We start from the raw sequence: 16804 nt of genomic DNA on the forward strand, positions 1-16804 counted from the left end.
GGCCAGCTAGGGCAACGCGATCCCCCAGCACAAACGCAAGTGGGTCGAGTAGGGATTGGCTCGGCCAAGAACGTGGGCCGGATCCGGCAGGCGATGGTGCGTGGCTTGGAGAAGCTGGACCAGGTGTTCGTACTGAACATGACGGCCTACAGCTTGATGCACATGCACACTTAGGATCGCCGCGCACCGACCGGGGCGACGGCATGAACACGGTGTCCGCGACGCTTGGATGCCAGATTGACCAAGCCAGTGGACATAATGGTTTCTGCATTTCAATGAAACAATGAACAACCTACGCGCCAATCGCGTCATGCACACCAAGAATCTGCCGCCGCTTGGATTCTGCGCGACGGCACTGACATATGCAACGCGGATGCCCGTGACGCGATGATCTGCATCCGCGCTGCATTAACGGTTGTCGCCTGTAACTTTACGACCTTACTTACCCTGAGTGATATTCAACCCATAGTCGGTAATATCAATATTTACAGTTTTCACATATGGGTCAATCACTTTGTATTTAATTGTGGACAGCTTAGTTATACGTTGACCACCCTTCTCGCAGCTAGTTGAACTCAATGCATAGAAGTCGTAAGAAATATTGTATAATATTGCCGGAGCATTGGCTCCGCCAGGGATTGCTCGGCCGTTAGGCAACAGTGTCGGCTGACTCACAGGGAAACACGCCCATCCGCCAGGATTAGCTTCGCTTTGAATCCAAAAGGCTTGCACGCCGCTCGATGTGCTATAATTTTTGATAATAACTTGCTCGGATTTTTCTGCGCTAGCCGATATGGAGGCGCCTGCTGCCACTGCGAAAAAAGCGCACAGCGCGGTTTTGCGAAAATAACGAACGCTCGAACGTCCAACCATGTTAATTACCTCTCAAGTGCGAAGGGAGATATACACATGCCTGCCAAGCGAAGCATGTGCATGCGTGCCACCGGATGCATCCCGCGCGGCTGCGCTGACATTTGCAACGCGACGACCCGGAGCGGGGTTGGCCGTCGCTTGCATCAACGACTTTAATTGAAACCCCGCCGATTGATGATGATTAAGTACCTGTCGTGAGCGAAGCGCTGTGGCGACGCCGGTCATCAGTGCGAATACGGTGCACAGCGCGACCCTGAGAAAATGACGAACGCCGAATATCTTGTCATGTTGATTGCTTTCGATTTGACGATGGACGTGACCTGCTTGTCAACTATTGGGGAACTGCACTGATGGAGTACGTTTATCATAAGCGGGCTTGAGAATGCGTCTAACGCGAGTGAATGTTCAGAGAAAATTATGCAGACATCACAAAAAATATTGTGCCTCCTGAATTTCTCCCTAAACATCTACGCTTTCTGCAACATTTTCCAGATGCAACTGGATTGTCCCGGCATACCAAGAGGCGCCCCAGAGGACGCGACGCTCAGGCTTCGATCTTCTGGAGCGCTTGGCAGTGCGTTCATCACAAAGCACCTGTGACCGGCATGACCGCTGCTGTCAGCAGCACCCTCAAACGGACCCACCTTGATCACTGATCAGCCACTCTTAGAGTTGCCCCACCTCGATGGGGCTCCGCCGCTTGGCGGGATTGAATAAAGATGCCCCACTGGAACAGGAACGCAAGTACGTTGTAACCGCCCGATCGGCCCAGCCTGCAATGCCTACCACATCGACGATGCGGTGAGCGTCTCATCCGCTTTCATGGAAGGGCACGACAAACAGACGACGTCCAGCTCGTGATGACCGAATGCGTGCGAACCGAATCCGCTCCGCTTCAGCCACTCTCTTCCACGAAGCGGAAAAATTGAACGCAGAAAACCCCCGATTTCCCAGCAATGCCCCTTCGTGAACTGCACATTCCCATGCTCCGGAGAATACATATGCGTCAATATCGCATCTAGTGCGCGCAGCAGTGGGACGGGCATGGCCAACTCCCTCGCAAGGTCCATCGCACATTCCGAACCGTTACGGCGTCGGACGCCAGTTCGCGTGATGTTCCCAGAATTCCACGCTGCGCCGATAGGCCGCGCGGTCCAGCAGCACGCCGGAACCACCTTCTTCCACGCCCAGCGCATTACGTAGCATGGTGATCGGGGCCATCGGGATTTCCTGCGGCTCGGCGGTATACAGGCAGCCGACCACGCCCCAGTCCGCCTCGATCGGCGTGCCTTCGTGCGCGAGTTGATCGCGACTGTAGAGAATCGGCAGCAGATAATCGGCAACTGGCGGTTCGACGCCCTCGAACCAACGCACCAGCACGGGAAGTTCCTCGCGACTGCGCGCTTCATAGCCAGAACACAGCATAGTGCGGTTGGCATCGTTGATCGGCACCGTCAAGCAGCGGGTCGAGGTCCAGTTGCGATGCACATGGATTTTGCAAAACGGTGCATAGCCATCCAATACCTGTAACGGCACCGTGTCGTTGAGGTGGCGCTCGAACTGCTCGGGCGTGCAATCCTGGATCGCGTTGCGGCGACGGTCGCGCGGGAACAGGCGCGGGCGGGCGAAAGCAGTGAGAACGATGGACATGGCTAAAATGCGAACAGGGATGCGCGTAAGCCTAGCGCGTCAGGCCGCGACCGCGCACGACAGTAGCCGCGACATGCCGGAACCCGACGCAGAGAAGAGCGCAGACATTGCGCACCGCGCTTGGGCGCCCACCCGACAGCGACTCACGAGATTTTTTAGCCACTCTCAAGGATGCGCCAACGCGTAGTCGATCGCCGCACGCACCGCCGCCACTTGCGCCGCATTGCAGTGCGCCGGCGTCGCGTTGGCGTTGTCCGGATACACTTCGGTGGTCGTGGTGTAGCGTGCATCGGTGATACCGGCACACAGGCCCAACTGCTTCAGCGGGTAGTGGATGACGCCAGGCGCGGCAATCGGCGTCCCGATGAGTTCACCCGCGGCGTCGGCCTGGGCGATGTGAGTCACCTGCGCCACCGCCGCCAGCACCGCCTGCTGGAACGCCAGTTGCGGGTTCTCGCTATCGCCGACCAGATAAAAACCATCCGGAATGCTACCCGGTACGTAGGCGACACCATCGCGCGCGGCCAATGCCGGACGGAACTCGGACTCATCGCTATCGGTGGTCTCGTGCAAATCGATATGCATCGCCACCTGTGCACGCAATGGCGCGACCAGCCGCAGCAGCGCAGCCGACTCCTGCGCCGGACTGTCGTTGCGAAAACAGCGATTGGGATCGAGCGCATCCGCGTTCCAGCGATGAATGCGTTCGTAGGCCCAGGGGCTTACGCAGGGCACGACCAGCACATTGGCGCGGCCGCGATACGTCATCGCTTCCTGCGCGGCGAACTGCAACGCACCGTGCACGCCACTGGTCTCGTAGCCATGCACCCCCCCAGTGACCAGCATGCACGGCAACGCGACGTCCCAATCGCAACTACGCAGCGCCAAGAGCCGATAGCGTGCCTGTGGGTAATTCAGCGCGCCATATTCCACCACGTCCCACGGCCCCCGCAGGTTTTCGATGGCGGCGACGACCTCGGTCTGATAACAACGCCGGGGATGCTGTTCGGCCAGCCAGGCCGCCCGTTCCGCAGCGCCCCAAGGCAGCCCCGGCGTTCCGATCCGATAGAAGGCGGCATGGGACATCGTATGGCTCCGCGTAGAGGGGGAATGAGGCCGGGGACTTTAGCAAAGCGCCCACCCTTCCATCCGCCAGTACCGCGCCACATCGCAGCGCGCCAGCGCCGATGGACGCATGCTCAGCACCGGGCCCGTCCCCCATGACACTCGGCAACACTGTTGCATATTCATCCGGATGAAGAGATATAATCTCCCGCATTACCCGCTGCGTCGCCCCCATGACCGCCATCAGCTTCGAGTTCTACCCCCCCAAGACCGACGAGCAGCGCGTGCAGTTGGACCGCACCGCCGCGCGGCTGAAGTCTTACGCGCCCGAATACGTGTCGTGCACCTTCGGCGCTGGCGGCTCGACCCTGAGCTACACCTCCGAGACGGTGCGCCACCTCAAACAACAGCATGGCTTCGAGACCGCACCGCATCTGTCCTGCGTGGGCGGTAGCCGCGAGGAAATCCGCGAACTGCTCAAGCTGTACCGCGCCATCGGCTGTCGACGCCTGGTGGCGCTGCGCGGTGACCTGCCCTCGGGCATGGGCCATCCCGGCGACCTGCGTTATGCCGCGGACTTGATCGCCTTCATCCGGGCCGAATACGGCGACACCTTCCGCCTGGAAGTCGGCGCCTATCCGGAGACGCATCCACAGGCCACCGATGCGCTCAGCGATCTGCGCCACTTCAAGACCAAGGTCGAGGCCGGCGCCGATGCCGCGATCACCCAGTATTTCTACAACGCCGACGCGTACTTCCACTTCGTCGACGCGGTGCGCAAACTCGGTGTGCAGATTCCGATCGTGCCGGGGATCATGCCGATTTCCAACTTCAGTCAGTTGCGGCGTTTCTCCGAACAGTGCGGCGCGGAGATTCCACGCTGGATCGGCAGACGCATGCAGGCCTACGGCGACGATGCCGAGTCGATCCGCGAATTCGGCGCGGATGTGGTCGCCACGCTGTGCGAACGTTTGATCGCCGGCGGCGCACCGGCGCTGCATTTCTACACGCTCAATCTGGCCAAGCCGACCACCAGCATCCTGGCGCGGCTGGCGATGGAACCCGCGCACGACTGAGCGAACCCGTGTCGAGGATGCCTCCAGGACGGGTATTCGTCGCCGCGCAACGCATCCTCGACCGCCGGGATACGATCGCCCCACCGCTGAAACAGTCGCTACAGCGCAGGCGCAAACCTTCAGCGATAACGCCACGCCAATCGCCACCGTGCTGGTTCCAAGACAGCGACACGATTCCCACTGGATCAGTTTCTGGAGCGTACGCTGCACATTGGGGTGAGATGCCTTACCCGTCCGCGGCAAGGAAATCGTGCCACGTGGCGCCGTCTTGGCCGCAAACGGTGCTCGGCAATCGGCGCGTGCGCTGCCGACGGCGCTCAGGCCACGTCGGCGGTCAACGGCCACAGTCCACGGATCGCGGCGATGCCCTGCCCGCCGTGACGCCGCGCCTCGGCCACCTGGGATGGCAATAAACCGCCGATCGGATACAGCGGGAGGGCCACCTGCTCGCGCAGCCGCTCGAACGCCTCCCAACCCAATGGCGTAGCGCCGGGATGACTGGCGGTGGCCGCCAGCGGCCCGACTACCGCGAAATCGCACCCGAGCCGCTGCGCCGCCTGCAATTCCTCCACAGTGTGGCAGGACGCCGCCACGACCTGCGCAGACGGCAGCGGACGCGCCTGATACTGCGCCAATTGCTCCGCGCCAAGATGCACGCCGACACCCAGTTCCTGCGCCAGTGCCAGATCGCGGTTGACCAACACCTGCGCGCCATGCGCGGCGCACAGCGCCGCAGCGGCCCGCGCCAGCGGCCACCAATGCGCGTGCGGCAGACTGCGCGCGCGTAGTTGCACACAGCGCACGCCACTGTCCAGCGCGCGCTCCAGCGCGGCCAGCCACAGCGCAGGATCGGCCGGCTCAGGCGTCACCAGATAACGGTCCGGCTGGCGCAGCATCGCCACCACCGGTTGATCGGCAGGCGGCATGGCGTAACGGCCCAGCTTGTCCGGCATCACCCACATCAATGGCTGACCTTCACGGCCACGCGCGGTTCCCTTCCACGACTGCACCTGACGCACTTCCAGGCGCAGCCGTTTATCCGGATAGCGCTGCGGCACCTCCATCAGCCACGCGCCGACCACCGCATCGATGCCCAGTTCCTCTTGCAACTCGCGCACCAGCGCCTGCTCGGAGGTTTCGCCCGGCTCGCGCTTGCCGCCCGGGAATTCCCACAGCCCGGCCAGATCGCTGCCGCCAGTACGCCGGCTCAATAGAATACGACCGCGCGCATCGGTGATGACGGCGGCCACGACATGGATGGATCGGAGCGGTTCGGACATGCGGCAAGCTTGCCGTCTCCGGCAGGGTCCGCGCAATCAATTGCCGTCACAACGTCGACGATTCGCACCATGCGCTTCACTTAGCACTTAGCTGGCGCCAGCCGTGTATCCACGTGACAACGCATGGCCTACCACGCAGCCCCATGGCGAGGCGGATTCAAGCGGAAAGGGCGTGACCAATCCGCCACAACACTCCGGAAGGATCGTGCAGGGTGAAATCACGCATGCCCCATGGCCGATCTTCGGGGATGCCAAACCGCGCGCGGTAGCGACTGGCGAGATCGACCGCCTCGCATCGCTGCCACCAGGCGTCGGCATCTTCCACCAGCAAGTGCAGCATCAGATGGTGCGCCAACCCTTCCGCGTAGAAATCCTGCAACAGGAACGCACAGCGTTCGCCATGGCGGCAGCAGGCGAGTCCGTCGCTGAGCTCCTCGACCACGAAACCCAATTCGCGGTAGAAACACAGCGACAGCGCATAGTCGCGCGCTGGCACGAACACCTTCAGTTCAAGACTGGGGCAAGGCTTCACGGCAAGTTCCGACGCCACGCTGGAAGGCTCAAGCTACGCTACCCACAGGCCGCGTACCGCGCAATGGCTCCCGCACGCGCCGCAGCGCATTTGCCCGCCTGTCCTCGTGAGTGACACCGAGACGAACCGAGCGCATCTACGCGGCGCCCAGCCCATTTTCCCGGCACACGACGCTGCCGCGCACCCACGCGGCAGCGCACTCAGTTCAGCTGACCGTGGCAGTGCTTGTATTTCTTGCCACTGCCGCACGGGCACGGATCGTTGCGGCCAACCTTGGGGATATCGCGGGTGACCTGCATGACAGGCACACCATTGGGCACAGGCGAGGGCTGCTCGGCGTCCTCCTCCGCACTGTAGCCACCGGCCTCCTGGTGCTGGAACTGCGCTTGGCTCAGCTTCGCCTCCATCTGTTGACGCTCCTGCACCTCCAGCGCGGCGACTTCTTCCTCGCTGCGGATACGCACCCGCGCCAGCAAGGTCACCACTTCGCGCTTGGCATGCTCCAGCATTTCCGAGAACAGTTCGAAGGCTTCCTTCTTGTATTCCTGTTTTGGCTGCTTCTGCGCATAGCCACGCAGGTGGATCCCCTGGCGCAAATAATCCATGCGCGCCAGATGCTCCTTCCAGCTTTGGTCGAGCACGGTAAGCATGATGTGCTTCTCCAGCGCGCGCATGGTCTCGCTGCCAATCGCCTCCTCTTTCTCGTGGAAATGGCGTTCCACCTCTTGGCGCACCGACTCGACGATGCCAGCCGCGTCCAGCTCCTCGTGACGCTTGACCAGTTCGCTCACCGACAGCGACAGACTCAATTCGCTGACCAGGGTCGCTTCAAGGCCTGGCAGGTCCCACTGGTCGTCCACCGAATTGGGCGGCACGAAGCGCGAAACCAGATCGTAGATCACGTCGTCGCGGATACCATCCACGTTCTCCTTGACCGAGTCGGCATCCAATAGTTCGTCGCGCTGAGCATAGATCACCTTGCGCTGATCGTTGTTGACGTCGTCGAAGTCGAGCAGATTCTTACGGGTATCAAAATTATGCGCTTCCACCTTGCGCTGCGAATTTTCAATGACCCGAGACACCATTCGATCCTCGATGACATCCTCGTCCTTCATCCCCATGAAGCGCATCATCTTGACGACACGCTCGCCCCCGAAGATACGAATCAGATTGTCTTCCAGCGACAGATAGAAACGCGAAGACCCCGGGTCGCCCTGACGACCGGAGCGGCCGCGCAACTGGTTGTCGATACGCCGCGATTCGTGGCGCTCGGTGCCGATGATATGCAGCCCGCCCGCCGCCTTGACTGCCTCGTGGCGCTCTTGCCAGTCAGCTTTCAGACGCGCGCGTTCGGCGGCGTCCAGTTCCTCGCCCAGCGCATGCAGCTCGGCTTCCAGCGAACCGCCGAGCACGATGTCGGTACCGCGACCGGCCATGTTGGTGGCGATGGTCACCGCGCCTGGCTGGCCGGCGTTGGCGACGATCTGCGCCTCGCGCTCGTGCTGCTTGGCGTTGAGCACCTCGTGCTTGACCCCGGCCTTGCGCAGGTGCTCGGACAACATCTCCGAGGTCTCGATCGACGTGGTGCCGACCAGTACCGGCTGGCCACGCTTGGCGCAGTCCTCGATATCGGCCAGTACCGCATTGAATTTGCCCTGGCGGTTGAGGAACACCTGATCGGGCCAGTCCTTGCGGATGGTCGGGCGGTTGGTCGGGATCACCACCACCTCCAGGCCGTAGATGCTATGGAATTCGTAGGCTTCGGTATCGGCCGTCCCGGTCATGCCGGACAGCTTCTTGTACATGCGGAACAGGTTCTGGAAGGTGATGCTGGCCAGCGTCTGGTTCTCGCGCTGGACCGGCACGCCCTCCTTCGCTTCCACCGCCTGGTGCAGGCCGTCGGACCAGCGCCGCCCCGGCAGGGTGCGGCCGGTGAATTCGTCCACGATGACCACTTCGCCGTCGCGCACGATGTAGTCCACGTCGCGCTGGTAGATCGCATGCGCACGTAGCGCGGCATTGAGGTGGTGAACCACGCTCAGGTTGTGCGCGCCATACAGGCTGTCGTTCTCGTCGGCGAGGATACCGGCGGCGCGCAGCAGTTCTTCGGCGTGCTGCATGCCCGCTTCGGACAGATGCACCTGCTTGCCCTTCTCGTCGACCCAGTAATCGCCCTCGCCTTCTTCCGATTCCTGCTTGACCAGTTGCGGCACGATGCGGTTGACGCGGATGTACAACTCCGGCGACTCGTCGGCCGGGCCGGAGATGATGAGCGGGGTGCGCGCCTCGTCGATCAGGATCGAGTCCACCTCATCGACGATGGCGTAGTTGAGGCCACGTTGAAAACGGTCGGCCTTGGACAGCGCCATGTTGTCGCGCAGGTAATCGAACCCGAACTCGTTATTGGTGCCGTAGGTGATGTCGGCGGCATAGGCGGCATGCTTGTCGCTGTGCGGCATGCCCGGGTACACCACGCCCACGCTCAGCCCCAGCCAGTTGTACAGCTTGCCCATCTGCGCGGCGTCGCGGCGCGCCAGGTAGTCGTTGACCGTGACCACGTGCACGCCTTTGCCTTCCAGCGCGTTGAGGTACACCGGCAACGTCGCCACCAGGGTCTTGCCCTCACCGGTGCGCATTTCCGCGATCTTGCCCAGATGCAGCACCATGCCGCCGATCAACTGCACGTCGTAGTGACGCATGCCCAGCACGCGACGGCTGGCTTCGCGACACACCGCGAACGCTTCCGGCAGCACCTTGTCCAAGGTTTCGCCAGAGGCGATACGCCCACGCAGTTCCGGAGTCTTGGCCTGTAGTTGCGCGTCGGAGAGCTGCTCCATCTCCGGCTCCAACGCATTGATCTTAGCAACGATACGCTGGAGCTGACGCAGCTGACGCTCGTTGCGGCTACCGAAAACGCGAGTAAGCAGACTGTTGATCATTGAAGAAACCGATTGGAAAGGAACGCCCATACGGCCCAATCCCGAGCGAATCGCTGGGCCGCAAACGAAACAGGGCGCGAGGCGCCCTGTTATGGCAAAGCACATTGTAACTTGGGGCGGCGCTCGGCGACTCAAGCGTCGGTCATGCGCGTGGAACCTTCCTCAACCACGGCCGCGACGGCCCACCCGAGGGGCGCCGTCGCCGAGGAACTTGGCTGGATTCATCACCACGCCATCCTTCCACACTTCCAGATGTACGTGCGCGCTGGTGGAAAGACCAGTGGAACCGGCCTTGGCGATTTCCTGACCGACGCGCACCAGATCCCCCAGTTTGACCAACAACCGCGAGTTATGCGCGTAGCGGGTGACATAGCCATTGCTGTGATCAATCTCGACCACGTTGCCGTAGCCAGCGCGCACGCCGGCGTAACTAACTACGCCGTCGGCCACGGCCAGGACCGGATCGCCCACGCTGGCATGGAAGTCGAGCCCCTTATGGAAGCTGGTGCCGCGACCGAAAGGGTCTACACGCACGCCGAAACCAGAGGTGATGTAGCTGTTGCGAATCGGCATCCGCGATGGCACCGCGTTCTGGTCGAGCTGATGATCGAACAACAGCGATTCCAGCACCGACAGTTGTTGGCCAGAGGTGGAAAATCGCTGTTGCAACCCATCCAATTCCTTGCCGAGCTGGGCTGCGGGAATATCGTGATTGGGTTCGTCGCCACCACCACCGACACCGACCGGTTGCTCGAAGTCGAACTCGCCATCCTGCAGCTTGCCCATGCGGGTCAGACGTTCGCCCAACGCGTTGAGCCGCGTCGCCTGCGCCTGCAACTCACCCAATCGCGCGGCGAGCGCGTTGACCTGTGTCTGCGCGTCATGGCGCACCTGCGCCAGCTCACGATCCTGCCGCTCCAGCTTGGCGCGCAAATACGCCGAACCGCCCCATCCAATTGCGGCACCAACACCAAGGCCGAGTACCATGCCGACACCCAGCACCACACCGAGCCCGGCGAGTGAACGGTGGTCGGCGAATTGCTGCCATCGCCACGACCGAGTGTTGCCCCCTGTTGCAGTGGAACGGATTACGATTTTCTTGAACGCCATATTGAGTTTTCATGTCTAAGCGAAAATCCGGCGAAGCCCATACCGCCACGCCCCAGCAGGCGTTGGACGCCGCACTGGCAGACAAAGCGGGCAACCCGTTGCGCCGCGCCTTGTGGCTCGACGCGCTGGACCGGCAATTACGCCCCCATCTGCCGCCGCCGCTGGCCTCCCATTGCCGGCTGGCCAATGTGAACGACGGACAGCTCATTTTTCTGGTTGAATCATCGGTCTGGCACGCCCGCGTCAGGCTTGCCGAAGCCGACATCCTCGTCGCCGCCCGTTCCCTCGGGCTGAAAGTCACCAAGGTGACCGTCAAGACCGCAACGACACCTGCGCATTCCCCAATGCAGCAGGCAAGGAGTACATCCATACCGGTGTCAGCAGCCACGCACAAAGGACTGCGCGAGGCACTGGCTTCCCTGCAAGACGTCGGTTCCACGACACCCGGCACGACCACGGACTCCGACCGCAGCCGTCGACGCACGTAGACAAATACGCCGCGACCGGACGCATCCTAACGGGTGCCCGTCGCGAGGCTGTTATCAACAAGTTAAATTAAAGTTAAAATGAAGGGGGAATGGCGAATTGCCGATTCCGTGGCCCTGGCCTGGATGGAGATGCCTGACCCGTCGCGCTCAGGCGTAGGCCACATTCGCATAGGCGACCGGCGCTGGCGCCGCCGGCGATTCGAAACTGACCCATTCCCAGGCCGCCTGCTCGGCGAGCAGCGCACGCACCAGTGTATTGTTCAGGGCATGACCGGATTTGTAGCCTTCGTAAGCCCCGAGGATCGGACCGCCGGCTAGGTACAGATCGCCAATGGCATCGAGGATCTTGTGCCGCACGAATTCGTCGGCATAGCGCAGACCGTCGTCGTTGAGGACACGGAACTCGTCCAGCACGATGGCGTTGTCCATGGAGCCGCCCAGGCCGAGGTTGCGCTCGCGCATGTACTCCAGATCGCGCATGAAACCGAAGGTGCGTGCGCGGGAGATTTCCTTGATATAGGCCATGGTCGAGAACTCGATTTCCTGGCGCGACTGCTTGGCCGGGATCATCGGGTGATCGAACTGGATGGTGAAGCCCAGCCGATAGCCGTCGTAGGGTGTGAAGCGGGCGATCTTGTCGCCATCGCGCACTTCCAGCTCGCGTTTGATGCGGATGAAGCGTTTGGGCTTTGCCTGTTCGACGATGCCCGCGGACTGCAGCAGAAACACGAACGGGCCGGACGAGCCATCCATGATCGGCAATTCGGCCGAAGAGAGCTCGACCATGACGTTATCCACGCCAAGACCGGCCAACGCCGACATCAGGTGTTCCACGGTCTGGATCTTGGCCTGGCCGTGGCTCAGCCCGGTGCATAACGTGGTTTCGGTGACCAGCTCGGCATCGGCCGGCACTTCCACCACCGGGTCCAGATCCACGCGCCGAAACACGATGCCGTGGTCGATCGGGGCCGGGCGCAGGGTCATGTACACCTTGTTGCCACTGTGCAGGCCCACGCCGGTGGCGCGAATCGTGTTCTTGAGGGTGCGTTGCTGGGTCATGGCAGAGAGTCTGAGAACATCTGTTCACACCGGAACTGAACAGATCACAAGAATATCACGCGGTTGGCGCGGTTTTAATAAAGCGGTCACAGCATTTCAGTACCGCAACACTTGATCGATGCGGCTGACACAGTCGCAAAAACCTGCCGGGTCGCGACGACCCGGCAGCAAGGGAACACGGCACGCCAGCCAGGTGGACAGTCCTGGACGGCGGTATTGCGGGCCGGCGCGTACGCCGGCCGAGAGCGAACCTCAGTCGGCCTGGCGGCGCAAAAACGCGGGAATATCCAGGTAATCGCTGGGCAGATCCGCCGCTGCCGGCGCCGACGGGCCGGCAGATCCCACGCCCACCGCGTCGCTGCTCGGACGGCGCAGGCCCAGACCCATCGCTCCGCCGACCGCCTTGGACACGGCGTCGCCGGCATAGTCGAAGTCGCCGAACTCCGGCTGACCGGTGGTGGCGTTGCGCACCAGCTTGATCGGCGCGCGCTGCTCCGGGCGCTGCGACTGACGCGCCACCGTGCGGTTCAGGCCGGTGGCGACCACGGTGACGCGCACTTCGTCCTGCATGTCCGGATCCAGCACGGTGCCGACCACCACCGTCGCGTCCTCCGAGGAGAAGCCCTCGATGGTGCGACCGATCTCGTCGAACTCGGCCATGGTGAAATCCGGACCGGCGGTGATATTGACCAGGATGCCGTTGGCCCCGGCGAGGTTGACGTCGTCCAGCAGCGGATTCTGAATCGCCGCCTCGGCTGCCGCCTGCGCACGGTCGTCGCCGCGCGCCGAGCCGGTGCCCATCATCGCCAGGCCCATTTCCGACATCACCGTGCGCACGTCGGCGAAGTCGACGTTGATCAGGCCAGGACGCACGATCAGATCGGCGATGCCCTGCACGGCGCCTTGCAGCACGTCATTGGCTGCGCGGAACGCCTGGATCATGGTGGCGTTGCGGCCGAGCACGGTAATCAACTTTTCATTGGGAATGGTGATCAGCGAATCGCAGTGCTGGCTCAGTTCCTCGATGCCCTTCAGCGCTACCTGCATGCGGCGACGGCCTTCGAACGGGAACGGCTTGGTGACCACCGCCACGGTCAAAATGCCCATTTCCTTGGCCAACTGCGCCACCACCGGCGCCGCGCCGGTGCCGGTACCACCGCCCATGCCGGCGGTGATGAACACCATGTCCGCACCCTGTAGCGCATCCATGATGCGTTCGCGGTCTTCCAGCGCGGCCTGACGGCCGACTTCCGGGTTCGCACCGGCGCCCAGACCTTTGGTGACATTGGTACCGAGCTGCAGTTGCAACTTGGCACCGCAGTTCTTGATGGCCTGCGAGTCGGTGTTGGCGGTGATGAACTCCACGCCATCCACACTGCTGCTGACCATGTGCGCGACCGCGTTGCCACCGCCGCCGCCGACACCGACCACCTTGATCACCGCATTGGGTGCCATCTTTTCAATCAATTCGAAATGCGCCATGTCCGTTTTCCTCTTGTTATGGGGCCGGGACTTCGGACTCGGACTCGGGTACAGGAAAAAAATTCCGCTCCCAGTCCGGTCTTGGTACCGGCAATTTCTCTAGTGGATATTGCTGTTAACGCTCTATTGCCTTTGCCATCTGCCTTACCGCTCTACTGCTCTACTGCTTTTCGCTCTTATCGATTCCGCGACCTATGCATCGAATGCTCAGAACTCACCGCGATACCAGTTCTTCAATTTTTTGAACAAGCTGCCTGCACGCCCAGTGGGCAACGATGGGCGACGCGGGTGTTCGATCTGACTGCCCATCAACAACAAGCCCACGCCGGTGGCATGCACCGGGTTGCCGACGACTTCTCCCAGACCGGTGACGTGCTGCGGAATCCCCACGCGCACCGGCATCTGCACCATTTCCTCGGCCAGTTCGACCACGCCTTCCATCTTCGAGGCGCCGCCGGTCAGCACCATGCCCGCGCGCACCAGCTCCTCGAATCCGGAGCGGCGCAGCTCAGCCTGCACCATCTCGAAAATCTCCTCGTAACGCCCCTGCACCGCCTGCGCCAGCGAGTGACGCGGCATGCGTCGCGGCGGACGGTCGCCGACGCTGGGCACCTGGATGCTTTCCTCGGCGGTGGCCAACTGCGCCAACGCGCAGGCGTAGCGCACTTTGATTTGTTCGGCTTCCGGGGTCGGCGTGCGCAGCATGTGCGCGATGTCGTTGGTGACGTGATCGCCGGCGATCGGCAACGACGCGGTGTGGCAGATCGCGCCCTGCACGAACACCGCCAGGTCGGTGGTGCCTGCGCCCATATCCACCAGCACGACACCCAGTTCGCGTTCGTCGGCGGTCAACACCGCGACCGAGGACGCCAGCGAGGACAGAATCAGGTCGTCCACCTGCAGGCCGCAACGCTGCACGCATTTGCTGATGTTGGCCGCGGCCGACTGCGCGCACACCACCAGGTGCGCATGCACTTCCAGGCGCACGCCGGTCATGCCGACCGGATTACGGATGCCTTCCTGCGAATCGTCCAGCACGTACTCGCGCGGGATCGCGTGGAGGATGCGCTGATCGGCCGGGATCGCCACCGCCTTGGCGGCTTCCAGCACACGGTCCAGGTCGGTCCAAGTCACCTCGCCATCGCGGATCGGCACGATCCCGGGCGAGTTCTTGCACTGCACGTGGTTGCCGGAAATCGACGCGTACACCGAACGGATCTCGCAGCCAGCCATCAGCTCCGCTTCCTCGATCGCGCGCTGGATCGACTGCACCGTGGATTCGATGTCCACCACCACGCCGCGCTTAAGCCCGCGCGATTCGTGCGAACCGATGCCGATCACCTCGATCGGATTGCCGGGCGAGTATTCGCCGACCAGCGCAACGACCTTGGAGGTGCCGATGTCCAGTCCAACGATGAGGGATTTATCGCCTTTGCGGTTCATGTGTGACTACTACGTAGAGTGGTGAGGGTCGTTCCGGGGCCCGGGACCCGGAACGACGCAAATGCAACGCCCCGGCTGTTCGGGCTTGTTTCGTGCTTTGAGTTTCGGGTTCCAGGCTCCGGCTTCTTCGGTACCCCGGTCCCCGGCCCCGGGTCTCGGCTCTCGGGCTTCCACGCCACCGTGAACCCATTGGTGTAACGCAGATCCGCACGCTCCAGCGGTGGCTGACCGGGTTGCAGCAATTGCGGCAACACACGGGCGAAACGCTCCAGGCGCGCATGTGCATCGTCGCGCCCGATCACCACCTGCACGCCATCGCCAAACACCAGCGACCAACTCCCGCGCGCGTCCATCGCCACGCCTGCGACCTGCAATCGGAGCGGCGCGAACAAGCCGCACGATTGGTTGTATAACGCGACCACTTCCGCGGCCTTGGCATCCGGACCGGCCAGACGCGGCAGGGCGGCATTGCGCAAATCGTTGGGCATGGCGAGGATGCGTCCCTGCGCGGACAACATGCGATCCTCACCCCAACGCGCGAATGGACGATGCTCGGTGACGCGCACTTCCAGCACGTCCGGCCAGCGCTTGCGCACCCTCGCGCTTTCCACCCACGGCAAGCGCTGGATCGCATTCTGCGCATCCTGCAAGCGCACCGCGAAGAAACCACGGCGCGCATACGGCAGCACCACCTGGCGCAATTGCTCGGCCGACACGCGTTTGAAATCGCCGCTAACCTGCAAGCGGCTCAGCGGCCAACGCTCGGCACCAACCCAACCGTTGAGCACGGCCACGATCGGCAGCGCGACCAAAGCCAGCGCCAGCAACCAGGCGAAAATACGCAGCGAAGCGTTCATCGCGCCGCCACCTCCGGCAATGTCTGCTCGAGGATGCGCCAGCACAGGCTGGCCAGATCAATGCCCAGATGCGCCGCGGCTTTAGGCACCAGCGAGTGACTGGTCATGCCCGGCGCGGTGTTGATCTCGATCAGTTGCAGACCGCGCACGCGATCGCGCATCACATCGACCCGACCCCAGCCGCTGCAACCAGCAGCGGCGAAGGCCTGCAATGCAAGCTGGCGAATCTGGACCTCGTCCTCGCCCGACAATCCAGGGCACAGGTACTGGGTGTCCTCGGCGATGTATTTGGCGTGGTAGTCGTACCAATCGCCGACGGGAACGATACGGATCGACGGCAGTGCGATGTCGCCGAGAATGCCGACGGTGTATTCCTCACCCTGCACCATCTGTTCCATCAGCAGTTCGCCGGCGTAATCGGCCGCGAACGCGCGTACCGGGGCCAGATCCACTGCGGACAGCACGCGAAACACGCCGACACTGGACCCTTCGCAGGACGGCTTGACGAAGAGCGGATAGCCGAGCTCGGCCGCCGCTGCGGCCAGGTCGGCATCGGCGGCGATCCGGGCGAAGCCTGGCGTCGGCAGCCCGGCGGCGATCCACACCTGCTTGGTGCGGATCTTGTCCAGGGTCAGCGCGCTGCCGAGAACGTCCGCACCGGTGAACGGCACCTGCAATGCGCGTAGCAGCCCCTGCAGCACACCATTCTCGCCATCGCCACCATGGAGGATGTTGAACACGCGATCGACCGCACCGGCACGGATGCGCTCCAGCAACGCCGCGATGCCATCGACCGGCTGTGCGTCCACACCGCGACTGCGCAATGCATCGAGCACGTTGGCGCCAGAGGTCAGCGACACGTCGCGCTCGCTGGAGCTACCGCCGAGCAGCACCGCAACACGACCGAACACGCTCGGATCGGTGTAACGCGACGGCGACAAGGACGGCAT

The 16804-nt window shown here is 62.6% G+C and carries 14 protein-coding genes; 2 read left to right on the plus strand and 12 right to left on the minus strand.

Annotated features, from left to right (window positions below; all coding sequences use genetic code 11):
- Nucleotides 1-438: 438 nt before the first annotated feature.
- From XaFJ1_RS13660 to XaFJ1_RS13670, 3 genes are all read right to left on the minus strand, one after another.
- The gene (locus tag XaFJ1_RS13660) at nt 439-873 is read right to left on the minus strand and encodes a hypothetical protein (RefSeq protein ID WP_012917268.1); all 435 of its coding nucleotides are present in this window, start codon (nt 871-873) and stop codon (nt 439-441) included.
- 1086 nt (nt 874-1959) lie between these two features.
- Nucleotides 1960-2523: a DUF3228 family protein gene (locus XaFJ1_RS13665; RefSeq protein WP_012917270.1), complete on the minus strand. Its 564-nt coding sequence runs from the start codon at nt 2521-2523 to the stop codon at nt 1960-1962.
- Nucleotides 2524-2688: 165 nt separating this feature from the next.
- The gene (locus XaFJ1_RS13670; RefSeq protein WP_012917271.1) at nt 2689-3609 is read right to left on the minus strand and encodes a M14 family metallopeptidase; all 921 of its coding nucleotides are present in this window, start codon (nt 3607-3609) and stop codon (nt 2689-2691) included.
- A gap of 212 nt (nt 3610-3821) precedes the next feature.
- Between XaFJ1_RS13670 and metF the strand changes: the two genes are divergently transcribed.
- A complete protein-coding gene (gene metF / locus XaFJ1_RS13675; protein ID WP_012917272.1) occupies nt 3822-4664 on the plus strand; it encodes a methylenetetrahydrofolate reductase [NAD(P)H] in 843 nt (280 codons plus the stop codon).
- A 317-nt stretch (nt 4665-4981) separates the two neighbouring features.
- On the opposite strand, the gene XaFJ1_RS13680 is transcribed toward metF, so the two are convergent.
- From XaFJ1_RS13680 to XaFJ1_RS13695, 4 genes are all read right to left on the minus strand, one after another.
- Nucleotides 4982-5944 carry a Nudix family hydrolase gene (locus XaFJ1_RS13680; protein WP_012917273.1) on the minus strand — a complete coding sequence of 321 codons (963 nt, stop codon included), beginning with the start codon at nt 5942-5944 and terminating at the stop codon, nt 4982-4984.
- A 157-nt stretch (nt 5945-6101) separates the two neighbouring features.
- Complete coding sequence (locus XaFJ1_RS13685) at nt 6102-6476, minus strand: VOC family protein (protein WP_012917274.1); 375 nt, start codon at nt 6474-6476, stop codon at nt 6102-6104.
- A 200-nt stretch (nt 6477-6676) separates the two neighbouring features.
- On the minus strand, nt 6677-9415 hold the full coding sequence (gene secA / locus XaFJ1_RS13690) for a preprotein translocase subunit SecA (protein WP_012917275.1): 2739 nt from the start codon (nt 9413-9415) through the stop codon (nt 6677-6679).
- Between the two features lie 162 nt (nt 9416-9577).
- Nucleotides 9578-10525, minus strand: coding sequence for a M23 family metallopeptidase (locus XaFJ1_RS13695; protein WP_012917276.1), 948 nt, complete (start codon nt 10523-10525; stop codon nt 9578-9580).
- Between the two features lie 11 nt (nt 10526-10536).
- Between XaFJ1_RS13695 and XaFJ1_RS13700 the strand changes: the two genes are divergently transcribed.
- Nucleotides 10537-11013: a DciA family protein gene (locus XaFJ1_RS13700; RefSeq protein ID WP_012917277.1), complete on the plus strand. Its 477-nt coding sequence runs from the start codon at nt 10537-10539 to the stop codon at nt 11011-11013.
- A gap of 147 nt (nt 11014-11160) precedes the next feature.
- On the opposite strand, the gene lpxC is transcribed toward XaFJ1_RS13700, so the two are convergent.
- The 5 genes from lpxC to XaFJ1_RS13725 form a co-directional block, all read right to left on the minus strand.
- A complete protein-coding gene (gene lpxC, locus XaFJ1_RS13705; protein ID WP_012917278.1) occupies nt 11161-12072 on the minus strand; it encodes a UDP-3-O-acyl-N-acetylglucosamine deacetylase in 912 nt (303 codons plus the stop codon).
- Nucleotides 12073-12324: 252 nt separating this feature from the next.
- A complete protein-coding gene (gene ftsZ, locus XaFJ1_RS13710) occupies nt 12325-13554 on the minus strand; it encodes a cell division protein FtsZ (protein WP_012917279.1) in 1230 nt (409 codons plus the stop codon).
- Between the two features lie 207 nt (nt 13555-13761).
- Nucleotides 13762-14997, minus strand: coding sequence for a cell division protein FtsA (gene ftsA, locus XaFJ1_RS13715; RefSeq protein ID WP_012917280.1), 1236 nt, complete (start codon nt 14995-14997; stop codon nt 13762-13764).
- Complete coding sequence (locus XaFJ1_RS13720) at nt 14994-15854, minus strand: cell division protein FtsQ/DivIB (RefSeq protein WP_012917281.1); 861 nt, start codon at nt 15852-15854, stop codon at nt 14994-14996. Before XaFJ1_RS13720 ends, ftsA begins: the two co-directional genes overlap by 4 nt.
- The gene (locus XaFJ1_RS13725; RefSeq protein WP_045757032.1) at nt 15851-16804 is read right to left on the minus strand and encodes a D-alanine--D-alanine ligase; all 954 of its coding nucleotides are present in this window, start codon (nt 16802-16804) and stop codon (nt 15851-15853) included. The genes XaFJ1_RS13720 and XaFJ1_RS13725 overlap by 4 nt, the downstream gene beginning before the upstream one ends.

Source organism: Xanthomonas albilineans (assembly GCF_009931595.1).
Classification (GTDB): domain Bacteria; phylum Pseudomonadota; class Gammaproteobacteria; order Xanthomonadales; family Xanthomonadaceae; genus Xanthomonas_A; species Xanthomonas_A albilineans.

Excerpts from the sequence above, each read along its gene's own strand:
- XaFJ1_RS13660 (WP_012917268.1), bottom strand. The coding sequence starts at position 873 with ATGGTTGGACGTTCGAGCGTTCGTTATTTTCGCAAAACCGCGCTGTGC.
- XaFJ1_RS13665 (WP_012917270.1), bottom strand. The coding sequence starts at position 2,523 with ATGTCCATCGTTCTCACTGCTTTCGCCCGCCCGCGCCTGTTCCCGCGC.
- XaFJ1_RS13670 (WP_012917271.1), bottom strand. The coding sequence starts at position 3,609 with ATGTCCCATGCCGCCTTCTATCGGATCGGAACGCCGGGGCTGCCTTGG.
- metF (WP_012917272.1), top strand. The coding sequence starts at position 3,822 with ATGACCGCCATCAGCTTCGAGTTCTACCCCCCCAAGACCGACGAGCAG.
- XaFJ1_RS13680 (WP_012917273.1), bottom strand. The coding sequence starts at position 5,944 with ATGTCCGAACCGCTCCGATCCATCCATGTCGTGGCCGCCGTCATCACC.
- secA (WP_012917275.1), bottom strand. The coding sequence starts at position 9,415 with ATGATCAACAGTCTGCTTACTCGCGTTTTCGGTAGCCGCAACGAGCGT.
- XaFJ1_RS13695 (WP_012917276.1), bottom strand. The coding sequence starts at position 10,525 with ATGGCGTTCAAGAAAATCGTAATCCGTTCCACTGCAACAGGGGGCAAC.
- XaFJ1_RS13700 (WP_012917277.1), top strand. The coding sequence starts at position 10,537 with ATGTCTAAGCGAAAATCCGGCGAAGCCCATACCGCCACGCCCCAGCAG.
- lpxC (WP_012917278.1), bottom strand. The coding sequence starts at position 12,072 with ATGACCCAGCAACGCACCCTCAAGAACACGATTCGCGCCACCGGCGTG.
- ftsZ (WP_012917279.1), bottom strand. The coding sequence starts at position 13,554 with ATGGCGCATTTCGAATTGATTGAAAAGATGGCACCCAATGCGGTGATC.
- ftsA (WP_012917280.1), bottom strand. The coding sequence starts at position 14,997 with ATGAACCGCAAAGGCGATAAATCCCTCATCGTTGGACTGGACATCGGC.
- XaFJ1_RS13720 (WP_012917281.1), bottom strand. The coding sequence starts at position 15,854 with ATGAACGCTTCGCTGCGTATTTTCGCCTGGTTGCTGGCGCTGGCTTTG.
- XaFJ1_RS13725 (WP_045757032.1), bottom strand. The coding sequence starts at position 16,804 with ATGCCGTCCTTGTCGCCGTCGCGTTACACCGATCCGAGCGTGTTCGGT.